Origin of the sequence: Acinetobacter sp. YH16040_T, from assembly GCF_024605785.1 — a bacterium.
Taxonomy (GTDB): domain Bacteria; phylum Pseudomonadota; class Gammaproteobacteria; order Pseudomonadales; family Moraxellaceae; genus Acinetobacter; species Acinetobacter amyesii.
The window spans coordinates 3,086,882-3,110,338 of record NZ_CP094541.1; the positions used below are offsets into that span (position 1 = coordinate 3,086,882).

General features: G+C 41.9%; 19 protein-coding genes, 1 tRNA gene and 2 pseudogenes. 13 read left to right on the forward strand and 9 right to left on the reverse strand.

What is annotated here, in order from left to right; all coding sequences use genetic code 11:
- Window positions 1-10 precede the first annotated feature (10 nt).
- The 5 genes from ftsI to MST16_RS15245 all read right to left on the reverse strand — a co-directional run bounded on the left by ftsI (window position 11) and on the right by MST16_RS15245 (window position 5,563).
- Window positions 11-1,837: a penicillin-binding protein PBP3 gene (ftsI, locus tag MST16_RS15225; RefSeq protein ID WP_180092196.1), complete on the reverse strand. Its 1,827-nt coding sequence runs from the start codon at window positions 1,835-1,837 to the stop codon at window positions 11-13.
- 12 nt (window positions 1,838-1,849) lie between these two features.
- Window positions 1,850-2,182, reverse strand: a complete 333-nt coding sequence (gene ftsL, locus MST16_RS15230; RefSeq protein ID WP_078189390.1) for a cell division protein FtsL — start codon at window positions 2,180-2,182, stop codon at window positions 1,850-1,852.
- A gap of 10 nt (window positions 2,183-2,192) precedes the next feature.
- A complete protein-coding gene (gene rsmH, locus MST16_RS15235; protein ID WP_180008673.1) occupies window positions 2,193-3,104 on the reverse strand; it encodes a 16S rRNA (cytosine(1402)-N(4))-methyltransferase RsmH in 912 nt (303 codons plus the stop codon).
- Between the two features lie 185 nt (window positions 3,105-3,289).
- Window positions 3,290-4,306 carry a sulfate ABC transporter substrate-binding protein gene (locus tag MST16_RS15240; RefSeq protein ID WP_078189545.1) on the reverse strand — a complete coding sequence of 339 codons (1,017 nt, stop codon included), beginning with the start codon at window positions 4,304-4,306 and terminating at the stop codon, window positions 3,290-3,292.
- A gap of 249 nt (window positions 4,307-4,555) precedes the next feature.
- Complete coding sequence (locus tag MST16_RS15245; RefSeq protein WP_180092193.1) at window positions 4,556-5,563, reverse strand: sulfate ABC transporter substrate-binding protein; 1,008 nt, start codon at window positions 5,561-5,563, stop codon at window positions 4,556-4,558.
- A 381-nt stretch (window positions 5,564-5,944) separates the two neighbouring features.
- On the opposite strand from MST16_RS15245, the gene MST16_RS15250 reads away from it, so the two are divergent.
- The 4 genes from MST16_RS15250 to MST16_RS15265 all read left to right on the forward strand — a co-directional run bounded on the left by MST16_RS15250 (window position 5,945) and on the right by MST16_RS15265 (window position 8,578).
- Window positions 5,945-6,238, forward strand: coding sequence for a hypothetical protein (locus tag MST16_RS15250; RefSeq protein ID WP_180092190.1), 294 nt, complete (start codon window positions 5,945-5,947; stop codon window positions 6,236-6,238).
- A gap of 168 nt (window positions 6,239-6,406) precedes the next feature.
- Window positions 6,407-7,915: a glutamate--tRNA ligase gene (gltX, locus tag MST16_RS15255; RefSeq protein WP_168378189.1), complete on the forward strand. Its 1,509-nt coding sequence runs from the start codon at window positions 6,407-6,409 to the stop codon at window positions 7,913-7,915.
- A 91-nt stretch (window positions 7,916-8,006) separates the two neighbouring features.
- A tRNA-Glu gene (locus MST16_RS15260) sits at window positions 8,007-8,082 on the forward strand.
- A 154-nt stretch (window positions 8,083-8,236) separates the two neighbouring features.
- A complete protein-coding gene (locus MST16_RS15265; RefSeq protein WP_078189395.1) occupies window positions 8,237-8,578 on the forward strand; it encodes a hypothetical protein in 342 nt (113 codons plus the stop codon).
- 25 nt (window positions 8,579-8,603) lie between these two features.
- Here the strand turns inward: MST16_RS15265 and MST16_RS15270 are convergent, their stop codons facing one another.
- Entirely contained in the window at window positions 8,604-9,575 is a 972-nt protein-coding gene (locus tag MST16_RS15270) for a cation diffusion facilitator family transporter (RefSeq protein WP_180092187.1), read from the reverse strand.
- A gap of 205 nt (window positions 9,576-9,780) precedes the next feature.
- Window positions 9,781-10,842, reverse strand: coding sequence for a transposase (locus MST16_RS15275; protein WP_257245660.1), 1,062 nt, complete (start codon window positions 10,840-10,842; stop codon window positions 9,781-9,783).
- Window positions 10,843-11,125: 283 nt separating this feature from the next.
- Here MST16_RS15275 and MST16_RS15280 point away from each other — a divergent pair, with 283 nt between their 5' ends.
- A complete protein-coding gene (locus tag MST16_RS15280; RefSeq protein ID WP_180005476.1) occupies window positions 11,126-11,536 on the forward strand; it encodes an SEL1-like repeat protein in 411 nt (136 codons plus the stop codon).
- Between the two features lie 64 nt (window positions 11,537-11,600).
- Here MST16_RS15280 and ettA read toward each other — a convergent pair whose 3' ends face one another.
- On the reverse strand, window positions 11,601-13,262 hold the full coding sequence (gene ettA / locus MST16_RS15285; protein ID WP_180073466.1) for an energy-dependent translational throttle protein EttA: 1,662 nt from the start codon (window positions 13,260-13,262) through the stop codon (window positions 11,601-11,603).
- A 318-nt stretch (window positions 13,263-13,580) separates the two neighbouring features.
- On the opposite strand from ettA, the gene MST16_RS15290 reads away from it, so the two are divergent.
- From MST16_RS15290 to MST16_RS15300, 3 genes and pseudogenes are all read left to right on the forward strand, one after another.
- Window positions 13,581-14,858 carry an O-acetylhomoserine aminocarboxypropyltransferase/cysteine synthase family protein gene (locus tag MST16_RS15290; RefSeq protein WP_180092590.1) on the forward strand — a complete coding sequence of 426 codons (1,278 nt, stop codon included), beginning with the start codon at window positions 13,581-13,583 and terminating at the stop codon, window positions 14,856-14,858.
- 401 nt (window positions 14,859-15,259) lie between these two features.
- Window positions 15,260-16,147, forward strand: a complete 888-nt coding sequence (locus MST16_RS15295) for an SDR family NAD(P)-dependent oxidoreductase (RefSeq protein WP_078189400.1) — start codon at window positions 15,260-15,262, stop codon at window positions 16,145-16,147.
- Between the two features lie 102 nt (window positions 16,148-16,249).
- Window positions 16,250-16,975: pseudogene (locus MST16_RS15300) on the forward strand (FAD-dependent oxidoreductase); the annotation flags it as partial.
- A 119-nt stretch (window positions 16,976-17,094) separates the two neighbouring features.
- Here the strand turns inward: MST16_RS15300 and MST16_RS15305 are convergent.
- The gene (locus MST16_RS15305; RefSeq protein ID WP_152873594.1) at window positions 17,095-18,312 is read right to left on the reverse strand and encodes an RNA-guided endonuclease TnpB family protein; all 1,218 of its coding nucleotides are present in this window, start codon (window positions 18,310-18,312) and stop codon (window positions 17,095-17,097) included.
- Window positions 18,313-18,351: 39 nt separating this feature from the next.
- On the opposite strand from MST16_RS15305, the gene tnpA reads away from it, so the two are divergent.
- From tnpA to MST16_RS15330, 5 genes and pseudogenes are all read left to right on the forward strand, one after another.
- Window positions 18,352-18,750 carry an IS200/IS605 family transposase gene (gene tnpA / locus MST16_RS15310; protein ID WP_152873595.1) on the forward strand — a complete coding sequence of 133 codons (399 nt, stop codon included), beginning with the start codon at window positions 18,352-18,354 and terminating at the stop codon, window positions 18,748-18,750.
- Between the two features lie 63 nt (window positions 18,751-18,813).
- Window positions 18,814-19,392, forward strand: a pseudogene (locus tag MST16_RS15315) (FAD-dependent oxidoreductase); the annotation flags it as partial.
- 96 nt (window positions 19,393-19,488) lie between these two features.
- The gene (gene hisIE, locus MST16_RS15320; RefSeq protein WP_180009539.1) at window positions 19,489-20,271 is read left to right on the forward strand and encodes a bifunctional phosphoribosyl-AMP cyclohydrolase/phosphoribosyl-ATP diphosphatase HisIE; all 783 of its coding nucleotides are present in this window, start codon (window positions 19,489-19,491) and stop codon (window positions 20,269-20,271) included.
- Window positions 20,272-20,280: 9 nt separating this feature from the next.
- Window positions 20,281-21,783: a UvrD-helicase domain-containing protein gene (locus MST16_RS15325; RefSeq protein WP_180092583.1), complete on the forward strand. Its 1,503-nt coding sequence runs from the start codon at window positions 20,281-20,283 to the stop codon at window positions 21,781-21,783.
- Window positions 21,784-21,829: 46 nt separating this feature from the next.
- On the forward strand, window positions 21,830-23,233 hold the full coding sequence (locus MST16_RS15330) for an AAA family ATPase (RefSeq protein WP_180092580.1): 1,404 nt from the start codon (window positions 21,830-21,832) through the stop codon (window positions 23,231-23,233).
- Window positions 23,234-23,457 lie beyond the last annotated feature (224 nt).

Sequence of the window (23,457 nt, forward strand, 5' to 3'; positions counted from 1 at the left end):
TCATCACCTATTACTGGATCTTAGGAGTGTCTAAAGGTTTATCTAATGGTACGTTCATTAAACGTAAAGATTCTTGCATTACACGAGCGAAAACTGGTGCAGCCACCAGACCACCGTAATACTGACCTGTTGGGTTTTCCACCACAACAATCATGGCCAAACGTGGATCACTCACTGGTGCGACACCAGCAAAGAGTGCACGATATTCTGAAGTCGAATAACCTTTACGGTCTGCACGTAATTTATGTGCTGTACCAGTTTTACCTGCCACGCGATAACCCGGAATATTGGCTTGACGTGCCGTACCACCCGGTAAGGTCACCGCTTCCATCATTAAAAGCACTTGATCAGCAATTTTAGGGTCAATCATCTGCTCACCTTTCGGCTTTTCCTCAAGCTTGTACAAGCTCAGTGGCATTTTGACGCCCTTGTTGGCAATCATGGCATAAGCATCAGCCAGTTGGAGCACTGTAGCGTTCAAACCATAACCATAAGCCATGGTTGCTACTTCAGACACATTCCATTTGCTCTTCGGCAAAATCAGACCAGCACTTTCGCCGGGGAATTTCACGGCTGAACGTTGACCAAAGCCAAGACGTTGATAGAAGGTCGGTAATGTTTCATAAGGGAGAGATAAAGCGATTTTTGCCACACCGACGTTAGACGATTTTTGAATAATGCCGCCCAAAGTCAGAGGGCCATAGTTATGCGTATCTCGAATAGTATGATTCCCAACGCGCATTGAACCTGGTGTGGTATTTACCACCGTATTTGCCGTGTATTTACCGCTTTCCAACGCCATTGCCACGGTCATTGGCTTCATGGTTGAACCCGGCTCAAAGGAGTCAATTGCACCACGGTTACGCATGGCATCTTTATTTAAGACACCTTTTTTATCATTTGGGTTGTAAGACGGCCAAGAGGTCATCGCTAAAATTTCACCCGTTTTGACATCGACAGCAATCGCTGTGGCAGAACGTGCATTATTGGCTACCCCGGCTGCAGTCAACTCACGATACATAATGTATTGCAAACGTGAATCAATACTCAGCGTGATATTTTCACCCGACTCAACTTCTTTCACGATCTCAGGGTCTTTAACGCGGTTGCCTTTTTTATCTCGGACAATTTGCTGCGCACCATCTACGCCTGCAAGACGTTCATTCAATTGCATCTCTAAACCTTCGATGCCCATACCCTCACTATTGGTTAAACCAATAATTTGTGAGTTTGGCTGAGGCTGTGGATAGTAGCGCTTATAGTTTTTCTCGGTATATACCCCCTGAAAGTCACGTTTCATGATCAATTCAGCTTGTTGTGGTGGCACTTCTTTCTTTAAAACTAAATAACGTGAACGTGGACGCTCATTCATTTTGCGTCTCAGTTCAGCACGATCCATCCCTACAGCATCAGCGAGTTCATCTAAATTCAGATTTTTATCTGGTAATTGACGTTTTAACTTACGATTGTTTGGATCTTTAGCCAATTCCGCCGTAATTTCTTCAAAGAGTTTTTTATTGTCAAAATAATCACGTGGATCGATCACGATTTTCATGATCGGAGTACTAATGGCTAAAGGAACGCCGTGACGGTCATAGATTACACCGCGCATGGCTTTTAAGGTTTCAGTTCTTAAAATTTTGGCATTGGCTTTATTTTGTAAAAAGTCTTTATTGATGATTTGTACATAAAAAGCCCGCCCGACCAATGCAATAAAGCACAGTAAAACCACCGCCCACATCAAGTGATAGCGCCACATCTCCACCGAAATGGCTGTACGACCAGTAACAGACTGCTGTTTTTTACGCGGAGTTTGTTTGTTTCTCTTTTCAACCATGTGACCGGCAGCCTATTTTTTCTGTTCTGGAGTTTGTGGCAATGAAATAACAACGGTTTGTGCAATAGGAGGCGAATACATCCGTAATTGGGTAACTGCACGTGTCCCAATTTGGGCTGTTGCACCAAAAGTTTGTTGTTCGATCAGCAAACGTCCCCATTCTGCGTTGAGGTCATCCCTTTCACGCATATAGGTACTCAATTGACGATAATCTTGGCGATATTCAAAGACTTGAAACACCACCATAATCGCACTCACAAAAACCAAGAGCAATAAAATGCCGTATGTAATGATTTTCTTTGACTGCGATTGATCAGAGTTTTTTTCGATTGCTTCGGTTTTCATTCTTTGCCTTTTAAGCTAAACGCTCTGCCACACGAAGCCAAGCACTACGAGATCGTGGATTGGCTTTAACTTCTTCTTCACTTGCTTTAATTCGTGACACTTTTTTTAAGCGGCGGGTATCTTCGCGTTTTTGTGGTAAACCCCAGCCTGTGTCTTCTGCAAGTGTAGATTCTTTTTGAATAAATTGTTTAATTAAACGATCCTCTAAAGAGTGGAAACTGATCACTGCAAGAGTGCCTTCAGGTTTCAGCATATCCACCGCTTGAGGTAAGAAGATATCAATATCGTCGAGTTCTTTGTTAATAGCAATACGAATTGCTTGGAAAGTTCGTGTCGCTGCATGTTTATTTTTTTCCCATTTCGGGTGGGCAACTTTCACGATTTCAGCCAATTGAGCTGTGGTTTCAATATACCCTGCCGCTTTAATCGCTTTGGCAATACGGCGGCTATAACGTTCTTCACCATATTTAAAAATAATATTGGCCAAATCTTCTTCTTCAATATCAACCAACCACTCTGCGGCTGTTGGGCCTTGTGAGTTGTCCATACGCATATCAAGTGGGCCATCTTTCATAAAGCTAAAGCCACGTTCTGCTTGGTCTAGCTGCGGAGATGACACCCCTAAATCCGCCATTATACCGTCGACCAAATCGATACCACGACTACGCAGTTCTTCTTTTAAGTCTGCAAAACTGGCGTGAATAATTTTAAAACGCGCATCTTCTTGTTCTAATTCTGCTGCAACGGCCAATGCTTGTGGGTCTTTATCAAAGGCATAAACACGTGCATTTTCATCTAATTTAGACAGTAATAAACGTGTATGACCGCCACGCCCAAATGTGCCATCTACGAAAATTCCTGTATTGCGATCTGCCAGTAAAGCATCAACAGTTTCATGAAGTAATACAGAAATATGCGACATAAGGGTTCGTTCAACACAGCTAAAAATGTAACTGCACATTATTACCTTGTTTTAGCAAAGCTCCAAACGTCTTTTTGTACAGAAATATTACTTTCCATAGAGAAAACCGTTTTTATTTTTTGCCATCCATTAAAAAACCTCCCGAAGGAGGTCTTTGAACATCTCAAATCATAGATTTCGATGTATTAGCGCTTGTTATTGTAGATCTGATCGAAGATCGCACCATTCACAAAATGTGTTTGTTGAGCTTTTGCCCAACCACCAAACACTTCATCAATGGTAAAGGTTTTTAATGGCGGGAACTGTGATTTATATTTTGCTAAAACTGCTGCATTACGTGGGCGGTAAAAATGACGAGCTGCCATCTCTTGACCTAATGGAGAATAAAGATAATTGATATAGCCTTGAGCTAACCATTTATTACCATTTTTATCGACAGTTTTGTCTACGATTGCCACTGAAGGCTCAGTCAAAATCGACATCGATGGATACACGATATCAAATTTGTTTTTACCCAAAGTTTTTTGCGTAACTAAAGCTTCGTTTTCCCAAGTCAATAACACATCACCAATACCACGTTCTGCAAATGTAGTCATCGATGCACGTGCCGCAGAGTCCATTACTTTTACGTTATGGTACATCTTACCCACGAAATCTTTGGCTTTCGCTTCATTACCACCCGGCTGTTTCAAAGCATAACCCCAAGCTGACAAGTAAACCCAACGTGGGAGACCGCCAGTTTTCGGGTTCGGGGTAATAATTTGTACACCCGGTTTGGTTAAATCAGACCAATCTTTAATATGTTTCGGGTTGCCCTTACGCACCATGAAGACAATCGTTGACGTATATGGCGCTGAGTTATGTGGAAACTCTTTTTGCCAACCCGGCTGAATCTGTCCAGACTTTACAATTTCTTCGATGTCATTGGCCAATGCCAAAGTCACGACATCACCTTTTAAACCGTCAACCACAGAACGGGCTTGTTTACCTGAACCACCATGTGATTGTTTAAATGCAACCGTTTTACCCGTACGCTCTTTCCAATATGCGCCAAATGACTTATTAAATTCGTCATAAAATTCACGCGTTGCATCATAAGAAACGTTTAAAAATTCACGATCAGCAGCCTGAGCAGACGCTGAGAAAGCAACACCAGTGGCAAGCAACGCAGCACTGAGCCACGCCTTAAATTGAGTTTTCATAACAGCCAGCATAAAGTTATATTCAATACTGCTAAATATATGAAATAAAGTCATAAATCGCAATTGCAGCAAGTTTAGACGTCTTGCTGGATACAGCTAACGTAGCGAATTTAATTGTTTGTTTTTCATATTAAAATACACAAAAACAATCTACTTATTCTCTATATATAGATTTTTATGCATTACATATGCAAAAAAACGGATAACCCCAATTATCCGTTTTTACACCAATCAACTTTATTTGCAGACTTACTCTTTATTCTTTTCACTATAGATTTGATCGAAAATCGCACCATTCACAAAATGTGTCTTTTGCGCTTTTGCCCAACCGCCAAACACTTTATCAATGGTAAAGGTTTGAACTTTCGGGAATTGAACAGCGTATTTTGCTGTGGCTTTTGCATCGCGAGGGCGGAAGAAATATTTACCTGCCAGCTCTTGGCCCTTAGGTGAATATAGATAGTTTAAATAACCCTTCGCCAAATTTCGATTACCATTTTTGTCGACGGTTTTATCTACTACAGCCACCGAAGGTTCAGCTAAAATCGAAATAGACGGATAAACAATGTCATATTTATCTTTGCCTAAGCCCTGAGTCGCTAATAGTGCCTCATTTTCCCAAGATAGTAAGACATCTCCAATGCCACGCTCAGCAAAGGTCGTGAGTGAACCACGTGCACCAGAATCCAATACTTTGACATTGCTATAGAGTTTTTTCACCAATTCTTTGGCTTTGGCATCATTTCCACCCGGTTGTTTTAAAGCATATCCCCAAGCTGATAAATAGATCCAACGCGGTGCCCCACCTGTTTTTGGATTTGGCGTAATAATTTCAACACCCAGTTTGGTCAGGTCATTCCAATCTTTAATTTTTTTCGGGTTGCCCTTACGCACCAAAAATACGATAGTTGAGGTATACGGCGCAGAATTATGTGGAAATTGTTTTTGCCAATTTTTATTGATTTGTCCAGTCGCCACAATTTCATCAATATCATTGGCCAATGCCAAAGTGACAACGTCTGCTTGTAAACCTGTTGCCACTGCACGAGCTTGTTTGCCAGAACCACCATGTGATTGTTTAAAATTAATCTCTTGTCCTGTACGTTTTTTCCAATATTGTCCAAATTCTTGGTTATATTCCTGATAAAACTCACGTGTTGGGTCATAAGAAACATTTAAGAAATCTTTTGCGGCATACACCTGTACCGCCACCCCACCCAACAAAGCGAAAATTCCCGATGCTATTATTTTTTTCATCTGCTCAAACTCAAATTGATATTGAGAGCACTATATAAATCAAAAATAACTTTAACAATCAGATATCTATAATATAAATTCAAATCTATTTCTGTTTTAAAGATATCTAAAAATAACGTATTTAAAGCTTTAATTCTGCTAATACAGCAACAATCAGAAGCGATCTCCATGCTATCTTCATAGTTGTTTGCTAAAACATCCGAAAATCTAGAGAAAACAGTCTATTTAGGTAATCCTAGTACAGACTTTTTTAGTTTTTTTGTAAAAATTGTGACGTAGTTCTACTTTTTAATTACGAAAGATGGTTAAATCGTAGTCTAAATATTAAAACTATTTTGCAAATAAAAAGTTCCATCACCAAAACTAGGGGGAGATTTGGACATGAAATTTTCATACGCACTATGCCTAGGCTTAAGTTTAAGCGTGACTGCACAGACTGGATTTTGTGCTGTAACCAGCACCGCATCGAATAACAAACTTACGATGCCTGCTGAACGTACCTCATTGATCGAAAAAGCGATTAATCAGCAAAAATCTGAAGGTAAAGGCCGTACAGATGATAATTTAAAAGTACTTACGTCTATTAAAGCTGCACCGACTCAAAGTTTCTTTGCATCACAAAACCAAAGTTTTTCTCGTTTTGTTCAAGCCATTTTCTCTGGTAGCAACTCATAACGACATCAGTATATTGATGCTGCCCAAGCTATTGTTTTAGACCAGTTCCCCCACTGTCGTCTAAAAAACACTAAAAACGCCTGATCATTCAATGTTGAATTAAGCATTAAGTGATCAGGCTTTTTCGTTATAATAGATCCCAATTTACATTCTGATTAAAAGCTGATTATGACTGTTCGTACTCGTATCGCACCTTCTCCTACTGGTTTCCCGCATGTTGGGACTGCTTATATTGCATTGTTTAACTTATGTTTTGCGAAGCAACATGGCGGTGAATTTATTCTTCGTATTGAAGATACAGACCAACTGCGCTCTACCCCAGAATCTGAAAAAATGATTTTAGATTCATTGCGTTGGTTAGGTTTGAACTGGTCAGAAGGTCCAGATGTGGGTGGCCCTCATGCGCCATATCGCCAATCTGAACGTATGGACATTTATAAACAATATGCGTTGGAACTGGTTGAAAAAGGTCATGCATTCTACTGCTTCGCAACAGCAGAAGAACTCGATCAAATGCGTGCGGAACAACAAGCGCGTGGTGAATCACCGCGTTACGACGGACGTGGCTTAAAACACACTGCGGAAGAAGTGGCGCAGCGTTTGGCTGCTGGTGAACCGCATGTCATTCGTATGAAAGTGCCTGAAGAAGGGATTTGTAAATTTAACGATTTACTGCGTGGCGAAGTCGAAATTCCTTGGGCGCAAGTCGACATGCAAATTCTACTGAAAACCGATGGTTTACCGACGTATCACTTGGCAAACGTAGTTGATGACCATTTAATGGAAATCACTCACGTGATTCGTGGTGAAGAATGGATTCCCTCTGCGCCTAAACACCAATTATTGTACAAATATTTTGGTTGGGACATGCCGGTGCTTTGCCACATGCCGCTGTTACGTAACCCAGATAAATCAAAACTGTCTAAACGTAAAAACCCAACATCAATTAACTACTACAAAGACATCGGCGTTTTACCAGAAGCCTTGTTGAACTACTTAGGCCGCATGGGCTGGTCAATGCCGGATGAAAGTGAAAAATTCACTTTGGCTGAAATGATTGAACACTTTGACATTCAACGTGTATCACTAGGCGGTCCAATCTTTGATGTTGAAAAGCTAAACTGGTTAAATGGTCAATGGATTAAAGGTTTAACACCGGGTCAATTGCTCGATACCCTACTGGCTTGGAAATCAGATCGTAATACCTTGGAAGAAATTGCTGCTGCGATTCAACCACGTATTAATTTATTGTCTGAAGCAGTGAATTGGGCAGGTTTTTATTTCAACCAATTCCCAACACTCAGCAAAGAACAGTTTGAAAGCAAAAAATTGACTGAAGAACAAGTTCGTCAAAGCCTTCAATTTGCCATTTGGCGTCTAGAAAGCATGTTCACTTGGAACAATGACACTGTCAGCCAAACGCTTATGGATTTGGCGAACCAAATGGACATTAAACTTCGTGACTTCATGCCAACCTTCTTTATTGCTATTGCTGGTTCGACATCTTCGACACCGGTTATGCAATCGATGGTAACCATTGGTCCTGATTTAACCTTTGCTCGCTTACGTCATGCGCTTGAAATTGTGGGCGGTCCGAGTAAAAAAGAAACAAAAGCATGGGAAAAACTCAATGAAAGCCTAAAACTGCCGAAAAATGATGCAGTTGATGAAGCTTAATTGATTTTTTAGTTGACGGATGGGCGTTATCCCCCTAATATAGCGCCCATACCGAGAGATGGTGTCAACCAACTCTAAGTTGCCTCAAATTGTCCCTATCGTCTAGAGGCCTAGGACATCGCCCTTTCACGGCGGTAACCGGGGTTCGAATCCCCGTAGGGACGCCATATTCAAGGTGATGCAAATCATCTTATAAAAAACCCAAGCATTATGACTTGGGTTTTTTATTGCCTAAATTTTATCTGATTTAAATTTACGGTATTTTTGCTTTCTGCGTCATTCTGATTAAAATAAACCATAGATTAAAATTATGGAGTTGCAATGCAATACCGTTGCCCTAAATGTCAAAGCCCTAAAATTATGCCTCTTGCGCAAGCAGGCCAGCCTGTTGCTCGTCCTGTCGTGCCTAAAAGCCTGATTATCCTCATCCCTGCGGTATTTATTCTTTTACTGTTGGTGATTATCAGCATCGCAATGTGGATTTTTGGTGACGGTGCAGGTACTACATTACAAACTGCGACTGTTGTTGTATTTATTGCTTGCTTGATTGCAGGCTTCATGTTCTATCGCGACCTGCCAGATTTTAAAATCTCAATGCAAGGTTTTATGCAATCACAGAAAAAATGGAAATGCCGCGAATGTAATCATGAGTGGGAAATCTAAACAGGCCATTTAAATCACATCAGCATTAGTGCTGATGTGGTTCATCATAAGAATGCGCGTGATCATCTTGAAGGTGCTCATGTGCATGATCAGACTTTTGGGTGTGTTGGTGTACCACACATTCATCTTCTTCGATTTGCAATGTCATCTCCGTGATTCCATGTTCATGTTGCAACATTTCAATCGCCTCAAAATACAAGGCATTACGATCGGCTTCAGGTGCAAAGAGATGAACCGTCAAATGCACATTCTTTGACGTTATTGCCCAGACCTTTAACTGGTGAATGCTCTCCACCCCTTTGAGTGCCAATAAATCATTGCGTAACTTTTCTATGTCGATTTCTTCAGGCACGCCTTCCAATAAAATATTGATACTTTGTTTGAGTAAAATCCAAGTCCTTGGTAAGACCCAAAAACCAATGAGCACCGCTATAAGGGTATCGACCCACATCCAGCCCGTAAAATAAATAATCGCCGCGCCAATAATCACACCCACCGAACCTAAGGCATCACTCAACACCTCTAGATACGCTCCTTTCACATTCAAGCTTTCTTGCGAACTGGAAAATAAAATACGCATCGAGATTAAGTTAATGATTAGACCGATGACGGCCACAATCATCATGCCCATACTTTGAATTTCCGGCGGCGTTGAAAAGCGCTGATAGGCCTCATACAAAATATAAATCGCAACCACAAATAGCATCAAGGCATTAAACAAGGCTGCCAAAATTTCAAAACGCTGATAGCCAAAGGTACGTTTGTTATCAGCAGGAAGCTTGCCAATTTTGATCGCGACCAATGCTATGGCAAGGGCTGCAGCATCGGTGAACATATGTGCCGCATCTGACAATAGCGCCAAACTTTGCGTCATAAATCCAGCAATGACTTCAACAATCAAAAATGTCGTGGTCAGTGCTAAAGCAAAACTTAATTTTTTGACATTCCCTTCTGTGACAACGGCATGGCTGTGGTCATGCCCATGATGCTCACTCATTATTTTCTGACCTTTATAAATTATATATTCTTCAGTCATGAGCTTAACAGGTGCAGCAAACGTAATAAAATTACATCATTCAACCTTCAGTATTACGTTTTACTTTCAAGCTTAAAAACTGCTTTTTCAGCATCCTCTTTCAATTTATTCAAATTAATTTTTCGCGATCTAGATGACTGAAATTACTTTTGACATCCTCACCCCCTTAAAAGAGGGTGATTCCTACAGCTAGACGCTTATGCCCAAGCGCAAGAATGTTTAGAGCTGAGTTTATATCTCGATCATGAGCTGTACCACAGCTCATGCACTCCCATTCTCTTATTCCAAGATCTGTCTTACCTTTTGGACTACTTGAGGTGATCTCACCGCAGCACGAACAGATTTGGGTGGTATAGGCTTCTTGGACTTCTTCAAACAATACGCCTGCGTTCTCGCATTTATACTTGAGCATTGTTTTTAGTGCAGAAAATCCTGTATCCAAAACAGATTTTGCCATTTTGGTTTTTACTAATTTTTTAGCACTCAAGTCACCTACAATAATCAATGCATTTTCATTCACAAGCTTGGTGCTTGCTTTATGCAAATGATCTTTTCGACTATTTGCAATCTTGGCGTGTAATGCACGAACACGCTTCTTATTCCTGGCTCTCTGAGCAATACCTAATTTCTGCTCATATTTTCGATAGAATTTTGGATTTGAAATTACAGTGCCATCAGAACAGGTGGCAATATCTTTTAAGCCTAGATCAATACCAATCGCTTTGGTTGCTGTCGATTTATCTTGCTTAGGCGATTCAACAACAAGACATACATACCAACGCCCACGGCTATCCTCTACAAATGAACCTGTTTTTAACGTGTATTTGCTTAAACCGTAGCTATCCCAAAGCTTAAATTGGTGTTTTCCATACTGGACATATCCATTGGCATATTTGATAGCCACCTTTTTAAAGGGAACCCATCCCAAAGAGCGCCTTGCTGATTTTTTATTGCTGACACGCCATTTCAGCTTTGCCTTTTTAAATTGCTTTCTTCGGGTGACTAATTCTTCAGTTACAGCCTGAATGGTTTGACTATGTAAATTACATTCTTTGGATGTGCCTTTCGTATATTTGGCAATATCAAAAGCAGAGAGAAATTCACCTTTCCGCTTCAAATGCCTAAACCCTAAATCATTGACATAATTCCAGACGAAGTTCACTTCTGATGCTAGTTGGTCTAACACCTTGCGATGTTTGTCTTTTATACGTAATTTAAGGGTTTTCATGTACTTATATTAACAATCAGAACTCAAGGAAAATAGTCCTTAGTTAAATCAAACGACACTTCATGTCGTGTCGCTTATATCTCTGACCTGAAGGACAGAGTTTTACGCTCCATTTGATAAATATTTTTTTAATACCTATTCACATATCATGACAAGCATGCTAATTTTCATCTTAAGTGTGATCTGTTTAAAACAATTAAATCATTCATCGCAGCGCACGAATGACTACTGTTAATATTTTTTATTAATCAAGTGGTTATACTTAGCAACAAGGAGTTTAACAATGATGATACAAGCTCTGAAAAAAATTTATGCACTGTTGTCACAACAGATGAATCCAAAGTTGCAAGGAATGCATCTTTCGGTTCCAGAAGCCGAGGGTGATTACGCCCAAGGGACTTATTTTGAAATTCTTGCGGCTCAACACCATCAAGACTTTCTCAGTCACCATACTATGGATTCAGCAGACCAATCCCCTACTGACTATCGCAATGCCATGTGGAATTTTTTAAGTGCCGCATTAAAAGGTCATAAAGATGCCCAATATCGCTTAGGTCTCGGTTATTTACGTGGAGAACTCGGCTTAGACCGCAATTATGAACTTGCACAGCTTTGGCTCAGTAAAGCCGCTGCACAAGGCCATGAACAAGCAGACTACGTCTTACATCATGCCTATGAAGACATTGTCGTATAGTCATTGCATCCTAAGTAATAAAAAACCAGCCCGCAGGCTGGTTTTTTTATTTTAAAACTGGAACTTAGTTGCCAATTTTGCGGTATTTTTGACGCTTTGCAACAAGGTCATCACCATCACGTTTACGACGGTATTCTTCAAATTCATGGTAGTTACCCGTGAAGAATTCAGGGGTTTCACCTTCAAATGACAAGATGTGCGTTGCAATACGGTCGAGGAACCAACGGTCATGCGAGATCACCATGACTGTACCCGGGAATACCAGAATTGCATCCTCAAGCGCACGTAAAGTTTCAATATCCAAGTCGTTTGACGGTTCATCGAGTAAGATGACGTTTGCACCCATTTGCAGGATTTTCGCAAGTTGTAAACGGTTACGTTCACCACCTGACAATTGACCTACACGTTTTTGCTGATCTTGACCTTTGAAGTTAAAGCGACCGATATACGCACGAGATGCGATTTCGTATTCACCAATTTTCAAGATATCTAAACCGCCAGAAACTTCTTCCCAAACAGTTTTGTTGTCATCTAAGGTGTCACGAATCTGACCCACGTAAGCCACTTTAACAGACTCACCCAGTGTAACTGTACCTGTATCTGGTTGTTGTTCGCCTGTCATCATACGGAACAATGTGGTTTTACCCGCACCGTTCTCACCCACGATACCCACAATGGCACAAGGTGGTACAACGAATGATAAGTCTTTATAAAGCGTACGATCACCAAACGACTTGCTGATGCCTTCAACTTCTACAACCTTGTTGCCTAGACGTGGACCAGGTGGAATGTAGATTTCAGACGTTTCGTTACGCTGTTGGAATTCGCGTGAGTTAAGCTCTTCAAAACGCTCCATACGCGCTTTGTTTTTCTTTTGCTGACCTTTGGCATTTGAACGAACCCATTCAAGTTCTTTTTTCAATGCTTTAGCAAAAGATTCTTCTTGCTTCTGTTCTTGCTCTAAACGAGCATTTTTCTGCTCTAACCAAGAAGAATAGTTGCCTTGGTATGGAATACCCATGCCGCGGTCAAGCTCAAGAATCCACTCTGCCACGTTATCCAAGAAGTAACGGTCATGGGTAATCGCAACAATTGTACCTGGGAAGTCTTTCAAGAAACGTTCTAACCAAGATACTGATGAAGCATCCAAATGGTTCGTCGGTTCGTCTAGAAGCAGCATGTCTGGTTTAGACAATAACAAACGGCAAAGTGCAACACGACGGCGCTCACCACCAGACAACTTAGATACATCTGCATCCCAAGCTGGAAGATTCAACGCTGCAGCAGCCTGATCCATTTGGTTGACAATGTTATGTGCATCCCATGAATGGATAATCGCTTCTAACTTCTCTTGTTCTTTTGCAAGTGCATCAAAGTCAGCATCTTCTGCTGCATATTCTGCAAACACTTCATCAAGACGCGCCAAAGCATCCAACGGTTCACGCAAACCGTCTTCAACGTTACCACGAACGTCTTTGCTTTCATCCAATGGCGGCTCTTGTTCAAGGTAACCAATTTTGATACCCGGTTGAGCACGTGCTTCACCTGAGAAATCTTTATCTACGCCCGCCATAATACGAAGCAAGGTAGATTTACCTGCACCGTTTAGACCAAGCACACCAATTTTTGCGCCTGGGAAAAATGATAAAGAGATGTCTTTCAGGATTTCGCGCTTAGGCGGAACCATCTTCGACACACGGTTCATCGTGTAAATATATTGGGCCACTTAGGACTCCTCAATAGTCAAAACATATACGGAACAACACAAAGTTGCCCCTGCTCAATTGAGCGAAAAAATAATCGGCTATTATACGCATAAAGTCGTGAAAAAATAAGGTTTCGCACACGCCTTCAATGCATTGTTACAAGTTTAATGGCGAACAAAATTTAAACATGCGTTTTTAAGCATGATTTCGCTCATCTTTAGCTGAAAATTTTTCAATAATATGAATAATTATGATATTCATTTTATAAATAAAGCACTTTTATTCATATATATAAGTGATAGACTGTTTAAAAACTAGCTCTCTTAGATGAAGTAATCATGACCTATAAAGATGAAACTTTAGCAATTCACGCGGGGTATACACCGGAGCCAACCACCAAAGCGGTTGCGGTGCCGATCTATCAAACAACATCATATTCGTTTGATAACACGCAGCATGGTGCTGATTTATTTGACTTAAAAGTTCAGGGTAATATTTATACCCGCATTATGAATCCAACCACGGCGGTACTTGAACAGCGTGTTGCAGCGCTCGAAGGCGGTATAGGCGCACTGGCGTTGGCATCAGGTATGGCTGCCATTACATATGCGATTCAAACCATTGCTGAAGCGGGCGACAATATCGCTTCAGTTTCGACCCTATATGGCGGCACATATAATCTGTTTGCCCACACCTTGCCGAAACAAGGCATTGAAGTTCGCTTCTTTGATTATCAAAACCCCGAAGCACTGCGTAGCCTCATCGATGACAAAACCAAGCTGGTCTTTGTCGAATCTATTGGTAACCCATTGGGCAATATTATTGACCTCGAAGCAATTTCGAAAATTGCGCATGAATTTGGCATACCTGTAGTCGTAGACAATACTGTGGCCACACCTGTTCTGCAAAAATCATTTGAATTTGGTGCCGACATCGTGGTGCACTCACTCACAAAATATATTGGCGGTCATGGTAATTCGATCGGCGGCATCATCGTCGATAGCGGCAAATTTCCTTGGGGCAAATACCCTGAACGCTTTAAATCACTCAACACCCCTGATCCAAGCTACCACGGGGTCAATTATGTCGAAGCCTTAGGTGACGCAGCCTACATTGCCCGTGCGCGCGTGGTCCCACTGCGTAATACAGGCGCTGCGATCAGCCCGCATAATGTATTCTTAATCTTACAAGGTTTGGAAACCTTAAGCCTGCGCATGGAGCGTCATACTGAAAATGCGCAAAAAGTGGCGGAATATTTACAAGCGCATCCAAAAGTAAAATGGGTCAACTACGCTGGCCTAAAAGACCATCCTCAGCATGCTTTGGCGCAAAAATATGTCAAAGGCAAACCATCTGCGATTCTTTCATTCGGCGTTCAAGATGGCCTTGCAGGTGGCACACGTTTCATCGATGCCTTGCAGTTGTTTACTCGCCTTGTGAATATTGGTGATGCCAAAAGTTTAGCCTGCCATCCTGCGACCACGACACATCGTCAGCTCAATGAAGATGAACTCAAAGCAGCGGGGGTCAGCATTGATATGGTTCGTTTATCGATTGGGATCGAACATGCGGATGACTTGATTGCAGACTTAGAGCAAGCCTTAGCTGCTGTTTAAACCATAATTGCACAGTCCACAGGTCTTATTTTTAAGGCCTGTTTTTATTTCCATTTCATTTAAATAACCACTCCCACATAATCCGCCTTCCAACTTTGGGCATCTATGGCCCTGCTTCTATATTTATTTACAATTTTATTTATCTTGAAAATCGACTTTTTTAGGTTGCAACGATGTTGATAAAAGCACTTCTCTTTCACATATTTATGTGTTAAAAATTGAGTAAATAGGGATTTTAATTTAGAGTAAAAACTCTAAATATTATTTTATTTTCAATTACTTATCATATGGCTTTTTTTGAATAAAACGCTATCATACCGCTGACTTAAAACAGCCCTGCACATAGCGTTGTCGGGCCGATAAATGAATACAATAAAACTGATTTAACAGGGAACCTCATCGTGAATTCAAGACTTGAGAAACGTTTCGTTGACCGTGTCAACGGTAAGACCATTTTAATCACCGGTGCATCAAGTGGTATCGGTTTAACCACAGCGCATCGCCTTGCCAACGCAGGCGCACATGTTCTACTGGTTGCACGTACCAAAGAAACTCTTGATGCCGTAAAAGCTGAAATTGAAGCCACTGGCGGTAAAGCCGATGTTTTCCCATGTGACCTCAATGATATGGACTCCATTGATGCTGTGGCACAACAAATCCTCGCTTCCGTCGATCATATTGATATCTTAATTAATAACGCTGGCCGTTCTATTCGTCGTGCCGTACATGAATCAACCGATCGTTTCCATGATTTTGAACGTACTATGCAGTTGAACTATTTTGGCGCGGTACGTTTGGTGATGAACCTGTTGCCTAAAATGATGATTCGTCGTGAAGGTCATATCATCAACATCAGTTCGATTGGTGTATTGGCCAATGCAACACGCTTCTCTGCCTATGTTGCGTCTAAAGCCGCATTAGATGCTTTTAGCCGTTGCCTGAGCGCTGAAGTTCACTCGCATAATATTGCCATCACGTCGGTCTACATGCCATTGGTGCGCACGCCAATGATCGCTCCAACCAAAATTTATAAATACGTTCCAACGCTTTCTCCAGAACAAGCGACTGACCTGATTGCCTATGCCATCGTGAAACGTCCAAAGAAAGTGGCGACCAATTTGGGCCGTCTGGCTTCTATTACCTACTCAATTGCTCCAGACATTAACAACAAACTCATGTCGATTGGTTATAACTTGTTCCCAAGCTCTTCAGCGTCTATTGGTAAGCAAGAAAAACTCAATTGGGTACAAAAGGCATATGCTCGCCTATTCCCAGGTGAACACTGGTAAGACTTGACTCACCCCTAAAAAAGCCCTTTTGAGGGCTTTTTTATTGGGTTTTATGCAGCATCTTTGATACATTGGGCTGAGATAAAATCAACTTTTAAAACAATGAAAACTCAAAATATTGCCATCATCGGTGCAGGTACGGCAGGATTAGCTGCTGCAGCAATGCTTGCTGCTCAAGGCCATCAGATCTGCTTATATGAAAAAGTCTCACAACTTGAACCTGTGGGCGCAGGATTATTATTACAACCTGCCGGACTGGCAGTTTTCGAACATTTAGGCATTTTGGAACAAGCCTTAAGCCTTGGCGCTGTGGTAACCGGTCTTGAAGGTCAACTGGCTGGCGGCGACTTGCTGATAAACAGTCAATATCGACAAGCCGATGAACGTTCATATGGACTCGGCATTCACCGTGCCACACTCTGTCATGTCCTTGCATCCAAAGTCCGAGAATATCCTCAACACGTTGAGTGGTGTATGGCGCATGAGGTACATGAACTTCAAGAGTCCAGTGACGGTATAAACGTGATTGGACAATCCGCAGATCAATCCTTTCAACGTCAATTTGATCTCGTGTTGATCGCCAATGGCGCACGCAGCCATTTACGCCCTAAAGCATGGGAAAAGCTCAACCAAGCCTACCCTTGGGGTGCAAAGTGGATCATCGTGCCTGAATGCGAAGTGCTGAATCCGCAGATCTTGCATCAGTTCTATGACCGCTCCAACATCATGATGGGTGTAATGCCTACGGGAGCAATTCCAACGCAGCCTGAACAGCGCCTTTCGAGCATTTTCTGGAGTCTACCTACAGCAGATTTAGAAGGATTCTTGACATACTCCCACCACCAAGCTAAGAGCTATGGTGGGGGAATCTTTGCGACCCATGCAATCTTAGAGATTGCACCTTTCGATACCGCACTGCGCTGACAGTATGGCGGTACAGGAACTCTTTATACAGTACTATGTCCTAGTGCATCAGCTAAAGCGAAATTGCGTATATTCAAGCTTGCATTCAAATCACGATCATGCACTGTTTCACAGTCAGGACATTGCCATTCTCTTATGCTTAGTGGCAATTTTGTCATAGTATAACCACAACATGAACATGCTTTAGAACTTGGAACGAATCTTCCAATTTGTAGCACATTCTTACCGAACCATTTTGCCTTGTATTGCAATATCGTAAGAAATTGACCCCAAGCCACATCCGAAATGGACTTGGCTAATTTTCGATTTCTTACCATGTTTTTTATCCCTAAATCTTCTACAGCATACGTGGTCGCTTGGTTTTCACAGATCAAGTAATGCGTGAGTTTGTGATGTAGGTCTAAGCGTTGCAGGCGCACTTTTTCATGGATGAATGCAACACTTAATTTTTGACGTTGATAATTCTTTGATTCTTTCTTCTTTCGAGCAAATATCTTCTGCTGTATGGATAGTCGGTTTTGAGCCTGTCGCAAGTATTTTGGATTTTCAACCTTATTACCATCGGATTGAATGAGCATGTGATTCAAACCCATATCAATTCCGATGGTTTGATCAGCTTGAATTGTTGTTGATGCAACAAGTTCTAACTCTGACTCGACCAAAATCGAAGCATAATACTTACCTGTCGCTGTTTTGCTAATAGTGACAGTTTTGATTTTCCCATTAAATACCCGACTAAATACAGTTTTTATCCCTTTAATTTTAGGTAGATGAAGTAATCCGTTCTCAAAGCTCACTGTTGCGTGCTGAGGGCATTGATAAGACCGTTGCGGTATTTTCTTGGATTTGAACCGTGGGTAGCCGACAAGATGACTTAATGGGCGTTTTTCATCAGGATTTGGTTTATATCCTTTGATCTTTCTGAATTCAACCTTGCCTTTCTTTAATCGCTGAAAAAAGTTGTTGTAAGCAGTGTGTAGGTGAAGTAACCCACTAAGAAGTGATTGACTATTCACCTCGTTCAACCATTCGAATTCAGGTTGTTTTTTCATGGCAACTAATTGGTCTTGAATATCCTTTTTTGATAATAATTTTTGAGTTTCAGAATGAGCTTTAGTTTGAAGTGCTAAAGCCCAATTGAAAATAAAGCGAGTGCATCCGAAGTGCTTTTCAAATTGCACTTTCTGCTCAGAAGTAGGATAGATGCGATATTTATACGCTTTCAAAAAAGGTTGTTTCATGGTTATAATTTAGCAAATTAATTGCTTAGTGTAAATGTAATGAAGTCACATTATCACTGTGTTTATAAACTTACATATCATTTAGTGTTGGTAACAAAATATCGCAAGAAATGCCTTTCAAATGAGATGATCAATCGGCTTGAAGAAATTGTAAAAAAGAACTGTGCTGATTGGGAGATTGACTTGATTGAGTTCAATGGTGAAGCTGATCATATTCACTTATTGTTAGATATGCACCCGAACATCATGCCAAGTAAATTCATCAATAATCTAAAAACTGTATCAAGCAGACTGATACGCAAGGAGTTCGGTGAAGAACTAAAACCTTATTATTGGAAACCTGTGCTTTGGACGAGGGCATACTGTCTACTTACAACAGGTGGAGCGACAATTGATGTAATTCGAGAATACATCCAAAACCAAGAAAGACCCGACTGAAAAGGCGTGCTATCCATCTCCATCTAAATCACAGATTATAGATGGAGAATTCCGCACATTTAGTTAAAAACCAAAAGCGCACAGCAGCAATGGTTGCTTGAAGTTTCGAAACGCTGGCTGAGTGTTGCAGAATGGTTAGCGCATGTGATTCCACATCCAGATGATCCGCAGCAATGGCTGTCTGCCAACTATCGTGATGTGGTGCTGAGCAAACTTGGTGAAGGTCGTATCGGTATCTTAGGAGATGCGGCTCATGCCATGAGTCCGCAGCTTGGACAAGGCGCCAATATGGCGCTGCTCGACGCATGGGCCACCAGTCAAGCCCTGCTTCAATATCAACAGGATTTCTCACTGCAAAACCTCTGGCAGCAGTATCATCAACTGCGGTTGCCGTCCGTGCGGTTTTACCAATTTTTTAGCCGCCTGCTGACACCGTTTTATCAATCACATCATCGCTGGACAGCGCCGCTGCGTGATATTTCATTTCGTGCCATGTATCAGCTGCCGTTTTTCCGCAAAGAAATGGCCATCACGATTTCTGGCTTAAAAACAGGTGCATGTGGGCAAATGAATTATGCCGACATAGCCCGCAAGTCTGCAGATGATTCTGCGGCTGAACTGCGCAATTTAAAATTTGATTAAGAATTAACTCCCCATCATTCTCTTGATGGCTTACACTATGATGCTGCTCAAATGCTGCGGCATTTATTTTTTGATTTTTGAATTGGTGAAATCCTCATGAACAACCTGCAATGGCTCGATGAAGTAAAATTTAACGAACAAGGCTTAGTGCCTGCTATTGCACAGCATCATCAAAGCGGACGCGTATTGATGGTGGCATGGATGAACCGTGAAGCGTTGGCGCAAACTGCAGAAAAAAATCAAGCGGTGTACTTTTCACGTTCACGCAATAAGTTATGGCATAAAGGTGAAGAATCTGGCCATTTCCAAACCGTGCATGAAATCCGTTTGGACTGTGATGCTGACGTGATTGTGCTACAAATTGAACAACATGGCGGCATTGCCTGCCATACCGGTCGTGAGTCGTGTTTCTATCGCAAACTTACTGCCAATGGCTGGGAAGTTGTCGATGCGCAATTGAAAGATCCGGCTGCAATTTATGGTGCAAAATCAGCAAATCCACATACCCTTGCGATGAATGCGTCCAATGTACAATCTGAGCAAGTCGAAGTACTCGACTACTTAGGTAAAATGATGGCTGAACGCAAACAAGCCGACCCTGAATCCTCTTATGTGGCAAAGCTTTACCATAAAGGTCTGAATAAAATTTTAGAAAAAATCGGTGAAGAAAGTGTTGAAACCATCATTGCCGCTAAAGATTTTAAAATCGAAGCCAATGAAGACAACAAAAACGATCTGATTTACGAAGTGGCAGACCTTTGGTTCCATACCATTGTAATGCTAGGTTATTTCGATATTGATCCACAATTGGTACTTAACGAACTCGCTCGTCGTCAAGGCCTTTCCGGTTTGGTTGAAAAAGCCAACCGTCAGCACTAAGACGCAACCGTGCCAGAGCTTAAAAAACCGACCGCGACCTATGAGCAGGCTACTGCCATAGATAACGCACGTCTAGGCAAATCATTTAAAGTGATCGCCTATGCTGGCACAGGTAAAACCACCACACTCCAAATGATCAGTGATGCCATGCCTCAGCGGCGTGGCATGTACTTGGCCTTTAACAAAGCCATTGCCACCGAAGCACAGAATCGTTTTCATCAAAATGTCGACTGTCGAACCTTCCACTCATTGGCTTATCGTAGTGTTCCACGTGGAGTGACTGATAAACTGCGTCTACCACGTTTAAGTCCCAGTTTTATTGCCAAAGAATATCGACTAGAACCGATCACCCTACGTCGTATGATGGGCGGTCGTTATGAAAAATATGTACTCATGCCTTCGCGTTTGGCGAGTCTGGTGGCAAATGCTGTTAGTTATTTCTGTTCGACCAGTTCACAGTACCCTGCCCCACGACATCTACAAGCACCGAGTTGGTTGCATCCTGACGATATCGAAAGCTTACAAAAGCACTTATATCCTGCGATTGAACGTCGTTGGTTAGAATCGATTGATCCGAACCATGCAGCAGGGATTGGACACGATATTTATTTAAAACTTTGGGCTTTGTCTGAACCGAATATTCCTGCGGATTATGTGCTGTTCGATGAAGCTCAAGATGCTGACCCACTAATGCTAGGGATTTTACTGAAACAGCGGAATACCCAAGTCATCTATGTGGGCGATGCGCATCAACAAATTTATGCATGGCGTGGCGCAGTCAATGCCATGCAGCAACTCCCTTTACCCGAATCACGTTTAACCACGTCGTTCCGTTTTGGTGAAGAAATTGCCTTGAACGCCAATGCTCTGCTGGGCGCATTGAATGAAACCGTGCCGTTATTGGGTAATCCGCAGCTCAACTCTAAAGTGGTCAATAAACCGCATACCAAGATGCGCGATGCCATTTTATGTCGTACCAATGCACGTGCGATGGAACTGTTATTGGCAGGTTTGGTCAAAGGTGAAAAAGTCAGCCTGCAAGCAGATCATGCACGACTCAATCGTTTTGTCGATGCTGCAGCCATTCTCAAGCAAGGTAAACGCGTGGTCGATGTCCCAGAGCTTGCATGGTTTAACTCATGGCATGATGTACATGAATATTGCGAGACCAATGACGGCAGCGATATTAAACCGCTAGTGAAGTTGGTCGATGACCACGGTACTGACCCACTGAAAAAGGCGCTGGCGAAAATCACCCCGATTGATCAAGCCGACTACATCATCTCGACCGCCCATAAAGCCAAAGGTTTAGAATGGGATCGGGTACATATTGAAGATGACTACCAATTTAAGCTCAACGATAAAGATTATAAAATTAGTGACGAAGAGTTACGGTTACTTTACGTGGCCTGCACACGTGCTAAAGTAAGTTTAAATATCCATCATATTTATGACTTGATGCAGCACTTAAAACGTCAAATGCCCAAATCTTTGGCGCAAGCGGTCAGCTAGTATGATGAAAAAGGTGAATAAACAATAAATCAGTAAAAGGTGCACCATGAAAATACAATCGATTCAACTCAAGCACACCCTTCATTTTACTGATATCACCCTCAATTTTAATTACCACGATCTGCCGATTACCTTAATTTTGGGTGATCAAAGTTCTGGAAAAACCTCCCTACTGCGCTTTAGTTACCAGGCCCTCACTTGGTTTGCTGCACGCTATAAAGATTTGCGTACCGCAGGTGTGGTGATGCTCGATCAAGACATCATGTTAAATCGCTTACAATCGAAACTTGATATTCAGGTCAGTTTTCCCGAAGACATTGGCGCATTTCAGCTCTCAAGTGATCAGCAAGACCAAGACCCACAATGTTGTTCATGGCAACTGTATAAAACCTTAAACAGTCAAGGCGTCGGCCTCAGTAAGGCCGAAACACAGCAATTAGAATCCATGGTTGCACTATATCAAAAAGCCCTCAAAGCTGATCCGTTACAAGGGTTGCCACTCATTGCCTATTACCCTGCTGAACGCTTCGTCAACGACGTAAATATTCTCAATAAAAACAATCCTGCTATTTTTCAGCCTTCACATGCCTATGAAATCTCGGCCATTCCCTTTACCACGTTTATTCGTTTTTTTGAGTGGTTTCGAGAAATATCCGACATAGAAAATGCACAAAGTGCCGAATTAATTCAAAATTTATTACATCCAAAAAACCCAACTGACTCATCCAACACATCTGACACGCCACTTTTTGGACAAAAACTGGCGCAAGCTCAGGCCGATCTACACGCGCCGTCACTCAGATCATTAAAACAAGCCTTAGAGACCGTGTTGCCCGATGTGACCAATATTTATCTGCAATATCACCCCAAATTACAGTTAATGGTCTGCTATCAAGGCAAAGACATGTTGTTTCAACAGTTGTCGAATAGTGTGCGTAACCTTGTGGCCTTAATTGGTGATATTGTGCGTCGCCTCTGTCTACTCAATCCTCATAGCTTATATCCGTGCCAAGAAGGTGACGGTATTTTATTGATCGACGCCATAGACCACCAACTCGATCAAAACATGACTCAAGTGATTTTGACCCGTTTAAATCAAGCGTTTCCACGACTCCAAATTATTGCCAGCGGAAACCGTCCTGAACTATTGGAACATGCTTCTCGTTTTCAGTGCTTACAACTACAGAATAAAAAGCTCAGTGAGATTCAGCCTGAAAAATTACAAGAAACCTATGATCAGATTTATCAGCAGTTGCAACTCGGATCAAAGCCATCGCTTCCAGCCAAAACTGAAGAGACTGAATTAAATGAGCCACTGAACAGCCCAGACACCATCCAGCACATGTTGCAATTAATCCAGACGCAACTGACCGAGCAACAGCAACACGAATTGGTTAGGGCTTTATCACAGCGGGGTGATCAGGACGTTACGATCCAACCGCTGAGTTAAAAATACCGAGGCTGATTGGCTGGGCGTAATCCATAGCCTCGATGTTTAAATATTCAGCAACAAGGCCGCGATAAATGTCGAGTCAGTTGCGTCAGGCGTATAATGTGTAAGTGGTTCATAAAAAAGATTGATGTTGTTTTACGCATGTAATATGATCGGTTTTATTTGCAATTTTCATAGTAACATCGGAAATTGCTATCGCTTCACGAGTTGCGCAACACAGC

Excerpts from the sequence above, each read along its gene's own strand:
- ftsI (WP_180092196.1), bottom strand. The coding sequence starts at position 1,837 with ATGGTTGAAAAGAGAAACAAACAAACTCCGCGTAAAAAACAGCAGTCT.
- ftsL (WP_078189390.1), bottom strand. The coding sequence starts at position 2,182 with ATGAAAACCGAAGCAATCGAAAAAAACTCTGATCAATCGCAGTCAAAG.
- rsmH (WP_180008673.1), bottom strand. The coding sequence starts at position 3,104 with ATGTCGCATATTTCTGTATTACTTCATGAAACTGTTGATGCTTTACTG.
- MST16_RS15240 (WP_078189545.1), bottom strand. The coding sequence starts at position 4,306 with ATGAAAACTCAATTTAAGGCGTGGCTCAGTGCTGCGTTGCTTGCCACT.
- MST16_RS15245 (WP_180092193.1), bottom strand. The coding sequence starts at position 5,563 with ATGAAAAAAATAATAGCATCGGGAATTTTCGCTTTGTTGGGTGGGGTG.
- MST16_RS15250 (WP_180092190.1), top strand. The coding sequence starts at position 5,945 with ATGAAATTTTCATACGCACTATGCCTAGGCTTAAGTTTAAGCGTGACT.
- gltX (WP_168378189.1), top strand. The coding sequence starts at position 6,407 with ATGACTGTTCGTACTCGTATCGCACCTTCTCCTACTGGTTTCCCGCAT.
- MST16_RS15265 (WP_078189395.1), top strand. The coding sequence starts at position 8,237 with ATGCAATACCGTTGCCCTAAATGTCAAAGCCCTAAAATTATGCCTCTT.
- MST16_RS15270 (WP_180092187.1), bottom strand. The coding sequence starts at position 9,575 with ATGAGTGAGCATCATGGGCATGACCACAGCCATGCCGTTGTCACAGAA.
- MST16_RS15275 (WP_257245660.1), bottom strand. The coding sequence starts at position 10,842 with ATGAAAACCCTTAAATTACGTATAAAAGACAAACATCGCAAGGTGTTA.
- MST16_RS15280 (WP_180005476.1), top strand. The coding sequence starts at position 11,126 with ATGATGATACAAGCTCTGAAAAAAATTTATGCACTGTTGTCACAACAG.
- MST16_RS15290 (WP_180092590.1), top strand. The coding sequence starts at position 13,581 with ATGACCTATAAAGATGAAACTTTAGCAATTCACGCGGGGTATACACCG.
- MST16_RS15305 (WP_152873594.1), bottom strand. The coding sequence starts at position 18,312 with ATGAAACAACCTTTTTTGAAAGCGTATAAATATCGCATCTATCCTACT.
- tnpA (WP_152873595.1), top strand. The coding sequence starts at position 18,352 with ATGAAGTCACATTATCACTGTGTTTATAAACTTACATATCATTTAGTG.
- hisIE (WP_180009539.1), top strand. The coding sequence starts at position 19,489 with ATGAACAACCTGCAATGGCTCGATGAAGTAAAATTTAACGAACAAGGC.
- MST16_RS15330 (WP_180092580.1), top strand. The coding sequence starts at position 21,830 with ATGAAAATACAATCGATTCAACTCAAGCACACCCTTCATTTTACTGAT.